General features: G+C 71.8%; 12 protein-coding genes. 4 read left to right on the top strand and 8 right to left on the bottom strand.

Going from position 1 to position 13,408, the window contains the following annotated elements; genetic code table 11:
* Window positions 1-38: 38 nt before the first annotated feature.
* On the bottom strand, window positions 39-1,004 hold the full coding sequence (gene mdh / locus D3272_RS15235; protein ID WP_129220055.1) for a malate dehydrogenase: 966 nt from the start codon (window positions 1,002-1,004) through the stop codon (window positions 39-41).
* 285 nt (window positions 1,005-1,289) lie between these two features.
* On the opposite strand from mdh, the gene D3272_RS15230 reads away from it, so the two are divergent.
* Complete coding sequence (locus D3272_RS15230; RefSeq protein ID WP_129220054.1) at window positions 1,290-2,291, top strand: glucokinase; 1,002 nt, start codon at window positions 1,290-1,292, stop codon at window positions 2,289-2,291.
* A gap of 365 nt (window positions 2,292-2,656) precedes the next feature.
* On the opposite strand, the gene D3272_RS15225 is transcribed toward D3272_RS15230, so the two are convergent.
* The 4 genes from D3272_RS15225 to D3272_RS15210 form a co-directional block, all read right to left on the bottom strand.
* Window positions 2,657-3,217, bottom strand: a complete 561-nt coding sequence (locus tag D3272_RS15225) for a Uma2 family endonuclease (RefSeq protein ID WP_245496591.1) — start codon at window positions 3,215-3,217, stop codon at window positions 2,657-2,659.
* Window positions 3,218-3,299: 82 nt separating this feature from the next.
* Window positions 3,300-3,779 carry a YaiI/YqxD family protein gene (locus tag D3272_RS15220; RefSeq protein WP_129220053.1) on the bottom strand — a complete coding sequence of 160 codons (480 nt, stop codon included), beginning with the start codon at window positions 3,777-3,779 and terminating at the stop codon, window positions 3,300-3,302.
* On the bottom strand, window positions 3,776-4,735 hold the full coding sequence (locus D3272_RS15215) for an isoaspartyl peptidase/L-asparaginase family protein (RefSeq protein WP_129220052.1): 960 nt from the start codon (window positions 4,733-4,735) through the stop codon (window positions 3,776-3,778). The genes D3272_RS15220 and D3272_RS15215 overlap by 4 nt, the downstream gene beginning before the upstream one ends.
* A gap of 14 nt (window positions 4,736-4,749) precedes the next feature.
* Window positions 4,750-5,538 carry an enoyl-CoA hydratase gene (locus tag D3272_RS15210; protein ID WP_129220051.1) on the bottom strand — a complete coding sequence of 263 codons (789 nt, stop codon included), beginning with the start codon at window positions 5,536-5,538 and terminating at the stop codon, window positions 4,750-4,752.
* Window positions 5,539-5,755: 217 nt separating this feature from the next.
* On the opposite strand from D3272_RS15210, the gene D3272_RS15205 reads away from it, so the two are divergent.
* Entirely contained in the window at window positions 5,756-7,006 is a 1,251-nt protein-coding gene (locus D3272_RS15205) for a cell wall hydrolase (protein WP_245496590.1), read from the top strand.
* A gap of 124 nt (window positions 7,007-7,130) precedes the next feature.
* On the opposite strand, the gene D3272_RS15200 is transcribed toward D3272_RS15205, so the two are convergent.
* On the bottom strand, window positions 7,131-7,712 hold the full coding sequence (locus D3272_RS15200; protein WP_245496589.1) for a cytochrome b: 582 nt from the start codon (window positions 7,710-7,712) through the stop codon (window positions 7,131-7,133).
* Window positions 7,713-7,847: 135 nt separating this feature from the next.
* Here D3272_RS15200 and D3272_RS15195 point away from each other — a divergent pair, with 135 nt between their 5' ends.
* Complete coding sequence (locus D3272_RS15195) at window positions 7,848-9,365, top strand: glycosyltransferase family 2 protein (protein ID WP_129220050.1); 1,518 nt, start codon at window positions 7,848-7,850, stop codon at window positions 9,363-9,365.
* A 21-nt stretch (window positions 9,366-9,386) separates the two neighbouring features.
* On the opposite strand, the gene D3272_RS15190 is transcribed toward D3272_RS15195, so the two are convergent.
* On the bottom strand, window positions 9,387-9,863 hold the full coding sequence (locus tag D3272_RS15190; protein WP_129220049.1) for a DUF2721 domain-containing protein: 477 nt from the start codon (window positions 9,861-9,863) through the stop codon (window positions 9,387-9,389).
* A gap of 132 nt (window positions 9,864-9,995) precedes the next feature.
* On the opposite strand from D3272_RS15190, the gene D3272_RS15185 reads away from it, so the two are divergent.
* Window positions 9,996-10,511: a CsbD family protein gene (locus D3272_RS15185; protein ID WP_129220048.1), complete on the top strand. Its 516-nt coding sequence runs from the start codon at window positions 9,996-9,998 to the stop codon at window positions 10,509-10,511.
* A gap of 637 nt (window positions 10,512-11,148) precedes the next feature.
* Here D3272_RS15185 and D3272_RS15180 read toward each other — a convergent pair.
* On the bottom strand, window positions 11,149-13,146 hold the full coding sequence (locus tag D3272_RS15180) for a potassium transporter Kup (RefSeq protein ID WP_129220047.1): 1,998 nt from the start codon (window positions 13,144-13,146) through the stop codon (window positions 11,149-11,151).
* Window positions 13,147-13,408 lie beyond the last annotated feature (262 nt).

The following is a 13,408-nucleotide window of genomic DNA, read 5'->3' as shown; positions in this document are numbered from 1 at the left end:
CGGATGGCCCCCGGTCGGCTTGCCTGGGGGCGGCGGTCCTATTTGGCGAAGGCGGGGTTCACCGTCTTGCAGGCCTCGATGAGGGTCTTCACCGAGGCGACCGACTTGGCGAACATCTCGCGCTCGTCCTTGGACATCTCGATCTCGAGCACGCGCTCGACGCCCTTCTCGCCGATCACCACCGGCACGCCGACATACATGTCCTTGATGTCGTATTCGCCGTCGAGATAGGCGGCGCAGGGCAGGACGCGCTTCTTGTCCTTGAGATAGGACTCCGCCATGGCGATGGCGGAGGAGGCCGGGGCATAGAAGGCCGAGCCGGTCTTGAGCAGGTTGACGATCTCGCCGCCGCCCTTGCGGGTGCGCTCCACGATGGCGTCGAGCTTCTCGTGGGTGGTCCAGCCCATCTTGATGAGGTCGGGCAGCGGGATGCCGGCCACCGTCGAGTAGCGGGTCAGCGGCACCATGTCGTCGCCGTGGCCGCCGAGCACGAAGGCCGTCACGTCCTCGACCGAGACGTCGAACTCTTCGGCGAGGAAGTGGCGGAAGCGGGCCGAATCGAGCACGCCCGCCATGCCCACCACCTTGTTGGTGGGGAGGCCCGAGGTCTTCTGCAGCGCCCACACCATGGCGTCGAGCGGGTTAGTGATGCAGATCACGAAAGCGTCGGGGCAATTGTCGCGGATGCCGGCCCCGACCGTCTCCATGACCTTGAGGTTGATGCCGATGAGGTCGTCGCGGCTCATGCCGGGCTTGCGCGGCACGCCGGCCGTCACGATCACGACGTCGGCGCCCTTGAGGCCCGCGAAGTCGTTGGCTCCCACCATCTTGGCATCGAAGCCCTCGACCGGCGAGGCTTCGGCGATGTCGAGCGACTTGCCCTGCGGCACGCCTTCGACGATGTCGAAGAGGACGATGTCACCGAGCTCCTTGAGCCCGGCCAGGAGCGCCAGGGTGCCGCCGATCTGGCCGGCCCCGACCAAAGCGATCTTCTTGCGTGCCATGCGTGAAACCGTCCATGCCGGGCGCAGGCAACCCGTTCCCGCGCCGTCCGGATTGAGGTGAACTGGGGTCGGGCGCCTCTTTCCCCCGAATCGCCCGTCGTTGCAAGCGCGCAACGCTGCCGCGAATGGCTCATCTGCGGTGAGGGGGCGGCTCGACGGCCGGCGGCGGGGGCGCGGGCCCGCCCATGGGGCTTGCCTCCGGCGCGGAACCGATGGACCGTGCAGCCATTCCGGACCGAGCGCCCCGCGCCGCGGGACAGGCTTCCAGCACCGAGGAAAGAGCCCTTGCTGTTCCCCTACCCCGTGGCGGTGTGCGACATCGGCGGCACCAACTGCCGGATCTCCATCCAGGACGGGCCCGATGCCCCGCTGCGGCACCTGCCGCACCAGCTGACGGGGGATTTTCCGGGGCTCGGCGAGGCCATAGCGGCGGCCACCGCCGGCGACGCCGCGAAGCCCCGCTCGGTGATCGCCTGCGGGGCCGGCCCGGTCGACGGGCGCCGTCTCATGCTCACCAACGCCCCCTGGGTGATGGACGGGCCAGCGGTCGCCGCCATGCTGGACCTGTCGAACGGCCTGCTGCTCAACGATTTCGAGGCGCAGGCGCTGTCGCTCCCCTCGCTCCAAGCCGACTGGGTGCGCCCCATCGGGCCGGTCCTTCCGTCCGGTCCCGGCCCGCGCGTGATCCTCGGCCCCGGCACGGGGCTCGGCATCGCGGCGCTGGTCGAGGCCGAGGGCCGCTTCGTGCCGGTGTCGAGCGAGGCCTGCCACGCCGGCTTCGGCCCCGCCACGGCCGAGGAGGAGGCCTTCTGGCCGCACCTCGAGCGCGCCCGCGGCCGCATCACCTCGGAAAGCGTGCTGTCCGGGGTGGGCCTCGAGCGCCTCCACCGCGCGAGGCTCGCCGCGAAGGGCGCCCCGGGCGCGCCCCGCATCACGGCCGCCGACATCACCGCGACGGCGCTGGCGTCGCGGGCCGGCGAGGAGGCCGCGACGGTGCGGTGCTACCTCGGGCTCGTGGCGCGGTTCGCCGGCGACATCGCCATCAGCTTCATGGCGACCGGGGGCGTGACCCTGGCGGGCGGCATCCTGCCCCGCATCGCCGACCTCATCGACGACGCCGCGTTCCGCGCCGCCTTCGAGGACAAGGCCCCGGTGGCGGCCCTGACGCGGCACATCGGCACCCGCCTCGTGACCCACACGGATTCGGTGCTGGGCGGCATGGCGGCGCTGGCGGCGCATCCGGACCGGTTCGTGCTGGACTACCGGGCGCGGCAGTGGCGGGAGTGAGGGCGGAGCCCCGGAGCAGGCCGGGCCGGCAGAGGAGACAGGCGACGCAAAAGTGTTTCGTCGCACGTCACGAAGGCGAGTCAGGCGATATCTGGCGCGCCGAATCCGCCGCAGGCCGCGCGGAAGCCTGGAGGGGACGCGAGGTCGTCGTCAAGGCGCGGAAGCCATGGGGAACGGCCTCGACGACACGAACGCGGACGGGCCTGCGGCAAGCCTCGCAACCGGGGGGAAGCGCCGTTCAGGGCGAGGGGTTCTGATCCTGATGCTTCGTCGATGTCTGGAGATCTGCAGCCCCGTGCGCGAGGCGGTCGCGGCATCGACATGACGACGGGAATCGCACGCCCCGAAGTCCGTGCCGGAAAGCTTCAAGTTGCGTGCATGGGCTCGAAAAATTCCTCCACGGTCAGGGCCAGGCCGGGCGGATCGAGGTCCAGGCTGCCGCTCCGGAGGATGCGCGTGGCGATTTCGTCGCCACGGCGGGCATGATGGACCAGGATGCGGCACTCGGCGTCGACGATCAGGTAGTGATGCAGGCCGGGGATGGCGAAATAGCCGATGAGCTTGCCGCCCCGGTCATGGCGCCCCGTCGTCGGAGACAGCACCTCGACGACGATGACGGGCGCCACGATGGCGAGGGCATCGCGCGGTGGCATCGCGCCGCAGAACACCAGGGCATCGGGCTCGTACAGCGTCGTCGCATCGATCTTCACCGCGGCACCGTCCGGCAGCGCCCGGCAGGGCAGCCCCGACCTCGCCACCGCCGCCGACAGCGCATCGAAGGCCGAGGTTTTCGCCAGCAGGTGTCCGATCCGCTCGGGCCCCATGGCGAGAACCCGTCCGGCGTCGAGCTCGTAGCGCCCGGGGCGGCCTTCGGCCCAGACCAGGAACTCGTCGACCGTCATCGGGGAGAGCGAGGCGTCCGGCATGCGCGAAGTCTATCAGTCCCGTGCCGGACCGCAACGGATCGCGTCGCGGCGGGGTGCGCGGCGGCGCCGGCGGAACGCTCGCTCACCGCCCCGGCGCCACCCCGCGCTTGATGCGGTTGATGGCCCGGTCGAGGGCGCCGAGGAACTCCGAACGGTCGCGCGGGCCGAAGGGTCTGGGGCCGCCCGTGACCTCGCCGGAGCCGCGCAGCTGGTCCATGAGGTTGCGGGTCGCCAGCGCCATGCCGATGGAGCTCGCCGTGAAGCTCTTGCCGTTCGGCGCCAGCACGGCGGCGCCGGCCTTGACGCAGCGGTCGGCCAGCGGGATGTCGGCCGTCACCACCACGTCGCGGGCCGTGGCGCGCTCGGCGATCCAGTCGTCCGCCACATCGGGCCCGCTCGGCACCACGACGCGCTCGATGAAGGCGTCGCGCGGCACCATCATGGGGCTGTTCGACACCACGAACACCCTGCAGCCGTGCCGCTCGGCGACCCGGTAGACCTCCGCCTTCACCGGGCAGGCGTCGGCGTCGATATAGACGGCGATGGGCTCCGCTTCGGTCACGCCGTGTCCAGGCGGCCGAGGGGGAAGACTTCGGCGTGGGTCGCCACATAGGCGTCGCCCTGCGGCGTCACCCAGCCGCGGAACATGCCGCCGGTGTTGAAGGGTGCCGCCACGCGGCCGGCCGCGTCGAGCGCGATCAGGCCGGCGCCGGTGCCGGGGGGCGTCAGGTCGGCGATGACGCCGGCCGTCGCCGTCTCCAGGGCATCCCCCCGGTAGGCCATGCGACAGGCGACGTCGTGGGCCAGCGCGTGGCGGATGAAGGCTTCCCCCTGCCCGGTGCCGGAAACGCCGCAGACCCCGTCGAGCGCGTAGGTTCCGGCGCCCACGATGGGGCTGTCGCCGACGCGACCCGGCGGCTTGTTGGTGTAGCCTCCGGTCGAGGTGGCGGCGGCGAGGTGGCCGTCGCCGTCGAGCGCCACGGCGCCCACGGTGCCGTGCTTCTCGGCCTCGGAGGCGGCCGCCACCGTGCCGGCGGCGCCGCGCGCCTGCATGGCGACGAGGTTCTCGCGCCGGCGCTCCGTGGTGAAATAGCCCGGCTCCACCATGGCGAGGCCCCGCGCCTCGGCGAAGCGGTCCGCCGCCGGCCCGGCCAGCGCCACGACCTGCCCGCCGTCCAGCACGGCCCGCGCGGCGCGGACGGGGTTGCGGATGCGGCGCACCCCGATGACGGCACCGGCGAGGCGCGCGCCACCCTCCATGATGGAGCTGTCGAGTTCGTGCTCGCCCTCGGCGTTGAGGGCGGCGCCGTGGCCGGCGTTGAACTGCGGCGAGTCTTCCAGCACCACAACGGCGGCCTCGACGGCGTCGAGCGCCCGCCCGCCCGCCGCCAGCACGGACCAGCCGGCCCGGAGCGCCGCCGCCAGCGCCTGGCGGGCCTCCTCCCAATCGGCGGCGGGCAGCCCCTCGGGGCTCATCACGCCGCATCCGCCGTGCACCACGAGGGCGATGGGTTTCATGGTCGGCTCCTGTCTCAGCGGTGGGTGAAGTTGGGGGGACGCTTCTCGACGAAGGCCGCCATGCCTTCCCGCCGGTCCGCCGTGGCGAAGAGCGCCTGGATGGCGCGGCGTTCGAAAAGCAGGCCCTCGGCCAGGCCGGTCTCGGCGGACCGGCCGAGACATTCCTTCAGCGCCATCAGGGCGGGCAGCGACATGGCGGCGATGGCGTCGGCGGTCTTCATCGCCTCGGCGAGGAAGTCGGCGGCCGGCACGACACGCGCCACGAGGCCGGAACGCTCGGCTTCGGCCGCGTCCATCATCCGCCCCGTGAGGCACAGGTCGGTGGCCTTGGCCTTGCCGATGGCGCGGATCAGCCGCTGCGAGCCGCCGATGCCCGGGATGATGCCGAGCTTGATCTCGGGCTGGCCGAACTTCGCCGTGTCGGACGCGATGATCATGTCGCACATCATGGCGAGTTCGCATCCCCCGCCGAGCGCGAAGCCCGAGACGGCCGCCACGATGGGCTTGCGGATGCGGGTCAGCGCCATCCAGCCGCCGAACCCGTCCTCCATATAGAGGTCGATGGCGCTGGTCTCGGCCATCTCCTTGATGTCGGCGCCCGCCGCGAAGGCCCGCTCCGAACCCGTGACGACGAGGCAGCCCACGGCGGGATCGGCGTCGAAGGCGGCGGCGGCTTCCGTCACCTCGTGCATGACGCGGCGGTTGAGGGCGTTCAGCGCCTTCGGCCGGTTCAGCGTGATGATGCCGACGCGCCCGCGCCGTTCGACCAGGATGGTGTCGTAGGATGCGGTGTCGTCCGTCATGGCTGTCCTCGTCCGGCGGGTCGCGTTTCACCCTTTGTGCCGGAAATTCGCCCCGCTGTCCCGTGCGGCGGCGAGGCGGTTCCGGTCCCGCCGGCCGCGTTAAGGGATCGGCAAGGAGCGCCCGCCATAAGGGACCGGCAGGGATCCGTTAACCATGCCGCCGACGAAACGGCACGGCGGGCGGAACCGGGATCCGGTGGAGCGTGGAGAGGCGGGGATGGATCGCAAGCGCATGGCGGTGCGGCGCAGGACGCGGCCGCCGTCCCGCCTGTCCTGGGCGGCCGTGACGTTTGTGCCCTGGTGCCTCGCCGGCGGCCTTCTGGTGTCGATGGCGGCGGAGGCCGGCCAGGAGGTCGTGATCGGCAACACCCGCGCCGACCGCGCCGCCGCCGCGGCCATGCCGGAGGACCTCGTCCCGGCATCGGCCCTCGAGGGGCCGGGCTTCGTGCTGCCGGCCGGGGACCTGCTGGCCCGCGACGCCCACCGGGCGGCCCGGGACGGCGTGGCGGCCGCGCCGGAGCCCGACGAGATCGAGCCGCGCGTCCTGCGCAAGGCGGGGCGGGCGGAACCGGCCGTCGACACCGCGCACCGCCGCGACCCCGCCGTGGCGATGCGGCCGACCTTCGCGGCCCGCTTCGGCCGGCCCGGCGCGCTCGCCCACGGCCGGGCGGCCGCGCTGGCCTTCCAGGGCGGGGACGGGCCCGCCGACGCCGACGGCTTCGCGCCGGTCGCGGTGGATTCCGCCTGGGCCGACCCGTCCGTGCTCCGGCCGCTCCCGCAGGACCTCGGCGTCACGACGCGCCCGAGCCACGCCGCCAACTCGCCCCAGGCCGCCCCGGGCTCGACGACGCCGCACGTCCAGGACGGCGCCACGCCCTCGGTGGCCCGCGCCGTCTCGCTGGCTTCGGCCACGCCGGTCCCGGCCGACGGCACCCCGATCGAGATCGCCGCGCTGCCCCGGTTCTCGCGCGGGCCGCACGGGCTCGTCACCCAGGCCGGCACCGCCGTCGGCATCGCCCGGTACCACCCCGACTATTCGGCGATGATCGACACCGCGCGGTCCGAGCCCGAACAGCGCTGCCTCGCACAGGCCGTGTATTTCGAGGCGCGCAGCGAGCCGGAGGAAGGCCAGGCGGCCGTCGCCCAGGTGGTGCTCAACCGTGCCATGAGCGGGCTCTACCCGGGCTCGGTCTGCGCCGTGGTGTTCCAGAACCAGCAGCGCCGCAACGCCTGCCAGTTCTCCTTCACCTGCGAGGGACATGCGCTGCATGTCGCCGAGGGCGAGGCGTGGAGCCGCGCAATGCGGATCGCCCGGGAGGTCACGGACGGCTCGACCTACGTGTCGGACGTGGGCGACGCCACGCATTACCACGCCAGCTATGTCCGCCCCGGCTGGGCACGGGCCCTCACCCGCACCGACGTCATCGGCCACCACGTCTTCTATACGCTGAAGCCGGGGCAGACCTGAGAGGCCGTGACCGAACGCCCTGTCCCCGAAGACGACGAGACGTGTCTCGACGTTTCCGAAGGGCCGTCATGCACGGGCTCGCCACGGTGACGGATGCCGACGACGTCGGCGTCCGGCCCCCGGTTCAGGACAGCATGCGCTGCAGTTCCCGCTCGCCGTCCCAGAACTGGTGCTTCAGCGCGCCCAGGATGTGGGCCGCCAGCAGGGCGTAGAGCGCGTAAGCGAACCAGACGTGGAAGGCGAAGAAGGTCGCGTGGATTTGCTCGCGGGTGGCGGGATCCAGCGCCGTGATGGCGGCGATGCGGACGTGCGGGACCACGCCCCAGAGCAGGAACGGGTGGGTGGCGGCCCCGCTCCAGGCGGAATCGTGGATCCAGCCCGAGATCGGCAGGGCAAAGATCAGCACGTAGAGGGCGGCATGGGCGGCATGGGCGCCGAACCGCTCGAGCGGCGAGAAGCCTTCCGGCAGGGGCGGCGGCGGGTTGGCGAAGCGCCACAGCAGCCGCAGCACCGCCAGGCCCAGGACTGTGAGGCCGATGGACTTGTGCGTGTCCACGGCGGTGCGGATCCAGTCGTCCGGCAGGCTGTCGGCGGCGAGGCCGAGGACCACATTGCCGATGATGAGGACCGCCACGGCCCAGTGCAGCACCATGGCGATGCGGGTGTAGCGGGCGAAGGCCCCGCGGCTCGGTGCGGCGATCGACACGGTTCCTCCCGGGAAGGGTCACGAGGGCGAGATCATACCGCGATACGGCCGCTTTGGGGGCGCTCGCTCGCCCGCTCGGGCCCGTGCGGCGTTTCGCACGTGTCCCCCGCCCCCGATCGCTGGTCCAAGGCCCCCATGTCCATACGCCTCGCCGACCCCGCCGCATCGCCCGCCGCCGCCGCGGAGGGGCTCGCGGCGGCGCGGCGCCGGACCTCCCCGCGCTACAACCCGCCGCGCGCCCTGCCCTGGCGGGCCTTCGCCATCCATGGCGGGCTGACGCTGCTGTGGCTGGCGCTGCTGGTCCGCGCCGTGCTGCCCGACGGGCTCTGGTCCTGGGCGGCGGGGCTCCTCTACATCGCCTACGACACCGCGCTGCTGCTGTTCGTCTTCTGGCAGACGCTGCCGCTCATCGGCGGCCCGGACGGGGCGGCGGCGGCCCGGCACCGGCCCGATGCGGCCGCGCGCCACCGGCCCTCGCTCGCCGTGGTGGTGGCGGCCCACGACGAGGACGTCGTCCTGGCCGCGACCCTGCGGGCCCTCCTCGACCAGTCCGACCCGCCCGACCGCATCGTGGTGGCCGACGACGGCTCGGGCGAGCGCACCGTCGCCCTGCTCACCCGGCTGTTCGCCCTGCCGGAGCCCGCGGTCGGCGCGCTCGGGGGCGCCGGGCCGCGCCATCCCACGCTCGGCTGGCTGCGCCTCCCCCACGGCGGCAAGGCCGTGGCCCTCAACCGGGCCATGACGCTGCTGCGCGAGGAAGTCGTGCTCACCGTGGACGCCGACACGCTGCTCGACCGCGACGCCATCGGGGCCATGCGGGACGCCTTCGCGGCGGATCCGGGCCTCGTGGCCGCCACGGGCGTGCTGCTGCCGGTCTGCGACGCCAGCCTCGGCGGCCGCCTGTTCGAGTGGTTCCAGACCTACGAATACCTGCGCAACTTCCTGTCCCGCTATGCCTGGTCGCGGCTCGACAGCCTGCTCCTCATCTCCGGCGCCTTCGCGGGCTTCCGGCGGGAAGCGCTGGTCGAGGTCGGGGGCTTCGACCTCGATTGCCTCGTCGAGGACTACGAGCTCATCCACCGCCTGAAGCGGCACGGCACGCTCGGCGGCCGCGGCTGGACCACGGCGGTGCTGGGCTCGGCCCGCGCCCGCACCGAGGCGCCGGCGACGCTCGGGGCCTTCCTGCGCCAGCGGCGGCGCTGGTTCGGCGGCTTCCTGCAGACGCAGACCTGGTACCGCGACATGATCGGCAACCCGCGCTACGGACGGCTCGGGCTCGCCATGCTGCCGGTGAAGGCGGCCGACACGCTCCAGCCCATCTACGGGCTCACGGCGGCGGCGCTGCTCTTCGCCTACCTCTTCACCGGGCACATCGGCGTGGCGCTGGCCGTCACGGGCGTCATCGGGGCCAAGATCGTTCTCGACCTCGGCTTCCACCTGTGGTCGGTGTGGCTGTTCCGCCGCTGGCTCGGCGTGCGGGCCCGGACCAGCCTGCCCTCGGCCCTGCTGGCGAGCCTCGTCGAGCCCTTCTGCTTCCAGATCCTGCGCCACCTCGGCGCCACGGCGGGATGGGTCGTCTACCTCACCGGCACGTCGAGCTGGGGGGCGCAGACGCGCGGTGGGCTCGCGGCTTCGGCGGGCGAGGGCGAGTGACGCCGGCCGTCGACCGCCCCCTCACCGCTCCGCGTCGCGCTCGCCCCGGGCGATGCGCAGGCGCATGAACCGGCTCGCCAGCAGCATCTCCACCGTGAAGGCGCCGAGCGCCGCGATGGTGCACAGGATGGCGAGGCCGAAGAGCCCATAGAGCGCGGAAGCCGCGACGCTGTTGTGCAGCGCCCCGTAGAACAGCGTCAGCACGGCCCCGCAGGTGGCGGCGCCCCCGAGGCTGCCGAGGATGACGGCGATGTCGAGCGCGCGGGAGCGCAGCCGCAGCCGGTCGAGCCTGTGGCCCATCAGGGCCTTCTCGCCGTCGCTGGCCCGCATCACGGTTTCGGCGATCCGGTCCACCTGGTCGGCGACCCGCGCGAGACGCGTCGAGAACACGTTGATCAGCGTGCCGATGCCGCTCAACAGGAACACCGGCGTCAACGCGAGCTGGATGATGTGGGCGACGTCGTCGAGCTGGGTGAAGGCGGGCGGTGACAGAGGCATGGGGGACGGTCGGCTCCGGACGGAGGATGTTGTGCGGACCCGGGCCGTCCGACCCGCCCCGCCGGCGTCGTTCCGCGGAACCTCCAGGCTCTCCGCGGGTTCGAATGCAGGATCCACGAGGGGAGAAACACCATGGACACCGATCGCATCACCGGCGCCGCCAAGGAACTCGGCGGCAAGGTCCAGGGCACCGTCGGCAACGTCACGGGCGACAAGCAGACCGAAGCCGAGGGCAAGGCCCGCGAGCTCGGCGGCAACGTCCAGAACGCCTACGGCCAAGCCAAGGACGCCGTCAAGGACGCCGCCGGCAATGCTGCCGATGCCGCCAAGGACGCCTACAACAACGCCGGCTCCTACGGCGACAAGGCCAAGGACGCCGTGAAGAGCGCGACCGGCTCGGTCTCCGACAAGGCGCGCGACGCCTACAACAACCCGGACCGCTACGTGGGCCAGGCCCGCGACGCGGTGCAGAACGCCGCCGGCACGGCGCAGGGCTATGCCCAGGACGTCTACAACAACTCGGGCGACTACATCCGCCAGGGTGCCGACACGGTGTCGTCCAAGGTCGAGGAGAACCCCCTCGTGGCCCTGCTGATCGCGGGCGCTGTCGGCTACGGCCTCGCCCTGCTGATCCACGGCCGCAACTGACGCGGCGGACCGCCCGGCCGAGGCCGGGCGGCACCGTGGAGGACATCGGCCCGGGCTCGTCCCGGGCCGTTTTTCGTCACGGCACCGGCTGGCCCGGAGGCCGGCGGCCGACTCCGCCAGCTCCGGCCAAGATGACGGATGTTTAACGCAACGGCCCGATTTGGACCCCATTGCCGGGGCACCCTGGGCCTTCGAGACACTGGACGGCGACGGAACGATCGATGGCCGGACGGGTTGATGTTTGATGGATTCGCGGTCGCTGCGGCAGGGCGGCCGAGAAGGAGGCGAGATGATCACCCATTTCCGGCTCGGGCTCGTGGCCGTCGCTTGGATCCTGGTCCAGGCCATCCTGGTGGCGGACGTCATCTACAGGGTGTCCCAGGCGCAGATGTGAGCCCGGCCGGCCGCGCCTTCGGGCTCCGGCCGCCGGCGAAACATTCCACGGGCGCCAAGCCCCGGACAGGTTGCGAAAGCCGGAGCGGGCCAGGGGCCCGGGCCGGCTTTCGCCGTTCGAGCCGATCTGGCTGGCGTTGAAGCGGAGCTTCGACGCGAGCCGTGAATGGGCTCACGCTTCGGAGCCGGCGTCTATCGGCAGCAGCCCGACACGCGCTCGGGGCCGCGCCGGATGCGCCCTGCCCTACACCGACACCTGGGCGCCGAGTTCCACGACGCGGTCCGACGGGATGGAGAAGAAGTCCGTCGCGGTGGCGGCCTGCTTCGACAGGGCGATGAACAGGTGGTCCTGCCATTTCGGCATGAACGAATGGCTCGACACCTTGAGGCTGCGCCGGCCCAGGAAGAAGGACGTCGTCATGATGTCGAACTTCAGCCCGGCCTTGCGCAGCGTGGCGAGTGCCGCCGGCATGCGCGGGATCTCCATGTAGCCGTAGCTCAGCGTGATGGCGGTGAAACTGTCCGACATCGGCTCGATCTTGTAGCGGTTGGCCGGTGACACGCGGGGCGCGTCCACCGTCTTGACCGACATGATGACGATCCGCTCGTGCAGCACCTTGTTGTGCTTGAGGTTGTGCATGAGCGAGGACGGCGCGATCTCGGGGTCGCTCGTCAGGAAGATGGCGGTGCCGGGGACGCGCACGGGCTTGCTCTTGGCCAGCATGGCGATGAGGCCGCGCGTCGAGATCGAGTCCCGGTGCGTCTTCGCGGCCAGCAGCGACGTACCCCGCACCCAGGTCCACATCAGCAGCATCGACAGGGAGGCCAGCAGCAGCGGCACCCAGCCGCCGTCCAGCACCTTGGCGAGGTTGGCGAGCAGGAAGGCGATGTCGATGCACAGGAAGAAGCCGATCAGCGGCACGGCGCCGACGAGGGGCCACTTCCAAAGCTTCGTGACCACGAACCAGGCCAGCGAGGTCGTCACCACCATGGTGCCGGTGACGGCGATGCCATAGGCGTTGGCGAGCGCGTCCGAGGACTTGAACAGGAACACCAGCAGCAGCACGCCCACCAGCATCATGCGGTTGGCGCGCGGCACGAAGATCTGCCCCTCGGTCGTCTCGGACGTGTGCTGGATCTCCATCCGGGGCAGCAGGCCGAGCTGGATCGCCTGGCGGATGAGCGAGAAGGCGCCGGTGATGACGGCCTGGCTGGCGATGACGGTGGCGAGCGTCGACAGGATCACGAAGGGGATCAGGGCCCAGTTCGGCACCATGAGGTAGAACGGGTCCTTCACGGCGGCGGGATCGTGGATCACCAGGGCGCCCTGCCCGAGGTAGTTGAGCAGCAGCGCCGGCAGCACGAAGAAGATCCAGGCGACCTGGATGGGCTTGCGCCCGAAATGGCCCATGTCGGCGTAGAGCGCCTCGGCCCCCGTCACGGCCAGGAAGACCAGGCCCAGCGTCACGAAGCCGGCGGTGCCGTTGCCGAACAGGAAGCGCACGCCGTGGAGGGGGTTGATGGCCTGCAGCACCACGGGCGCGTCCGCGATGTGCACGACGCCGAGGAAGCCGATCAGGCTGAAGAACAGCACCATCACGGGGCCGAAGAAGGTCGCCACCTTGGCGGTCCCCGATCGCTGCACCGAGAAGAGCCCGATCAGGATCACCACCGTGATGGGCAGGATGTAGGGGACGAGGCTCGCCTGCGCGACCCCGAGCCCCTCGACGGCGGACAGCACCGAGATGGCCGGCGTGATGATGGCATCGCCCGAGAACAGCGCCGCGCCCGTGACGCCGAGCAGGAAGACGGCGCCGCCCCGCTTGCCGAGCGCGTGCTGGGCGAGCGCCATGAGCGACAGCGTCCCGCCCTCGCCCTTGTTGTCGGCCCGCATCAGAAAAAGGACGTATTTTGCCGTCACGGTGATGAGCAGAGCCCAGATCAGCAGCGAGATGATCCCGATCACCTCAGTCTGCGTCACGGCCTCCGTTCCCCCGTGCTGCAACGCCGTCTTGAGGGCGTAGAGCGGGCTCGTTCCGATGTCGCCGTAGACGACGCCGATGGAGCCCAGGGTCAGCTTCGAGAAGCTGTCCTTGGTATGGGCATGCGCGGCGGCGGCCGGATGGGCCGCGGCGGGGTTCGCCGCTGTCGCGGTCGGGTCGGACGATGGAGCACCCTGCCCTGGCGTGCCGGGGGGCGTGGTGGCGGACGGAGAGGTTCCGCCGACTGTTTCCTGCGACATCATCGTGCCTTCGACGGCGACCCACTACACGCCGCGGCAGGGGTGCCGAAGCGCCCCCCAGATAGCCCTTATCCCCCGCCGCGAGAAGAGCCCCGCCAGGATGCCGCACGATGGCTGCCATGTTGGCGCCCTCGCGGCCGCGTCCGGCGGGCGGATTCCGACCCGCCCGGGCCGCGATCGCGGCCCGTCGCGGTCGCATTTCGGCAGGTCCGCGGCGCCCGCCCCCGGCACCGCCCACCTCCTGCACCGCCGCCCGCCCCGG

Origin of the sequence: Lichenibacterium ramalinae (assembly GCF_004137085.1) — a bacterium.
Lineage (GTDB): Bacteria > Pseudomonadota > Alphaproteobacteria > Rhizobiales > Beijerinckiaceae > Lichenihabitans > Lichenihabitans ramalinae.
The sequence above is the reverse complement of the archived record's forward strand: the minus strand, read 5'-3'. Positions and strand labels throughout refer to the sequence as shown.

Excerpts from the sequence above, each read along its gene's own strand:
- mdh (WP_129220055.1), bottom strand. The coding sequence starts at position 1,004 with ATGGCACGCAAGAAGATCGCTTTGGTCGGGGCCGGCCAGATCGGCGGC.
- D3272_RS15225 (WP_245496591.1), bottom strand. The coding sequence starts at position 3,217 with ATGCCGGACGCCTCGCTCTCCCCGATGACGGTCGACGAGTTCCTGGTC.
- D3272_RS15215 (WP_129220052.1), bottom strand. The coding sequence starts at position 4,735 with ATGAAACCCATCGCCCTCGTGGTGCACGGCGGATGCGGCGTGATGAGC.
- D3272_RS15210 (WP_129220051.1), bottom strand. The coding sequence starts at position 5,538 with ATGACGGACGACACCGCATCCTACGACACCATCCTGGTCGAACGGCGC.
- D3272_RS15205 (WP_245496590.1), top strand. The coding sequence starts at position 5,756 with ATGGATCGCAAGCGCATGGCGGTGCGGCGCAGGACGCGGCCGCCGTCC.
- D3272_RS15195 (WP_129220050.1), top strand. The coding sequence starts at position 7,848 with ATGTCCATACGCCTCGCCGACCCCGCCGCATCGCCCGCCGCCGCCGCG.
- D3272_RS15190 (WP_129220049.1), bottom strand. The coding sequence starts at position 9,863 with ATGCCTCTGTCACCGCCCGCCTTCACCCAGCTCGACGACGTCGCCCAC.
- D3272_RS15185 (WP_129220048.1), top strand. The coding sequence starts at position 9,996 with ATGGACACCGATCGCATCACCGGCGCCGCCAAGGAACTCGGCGGCAAG.
- D3272_RS15180 (WP_129220047.1), bottom strand. The coding sequence starts at position 13,146 with ATGTCGCAGGAAACAGTCGGCGGAACCTCTCCGTCCGCCACCACGCCC.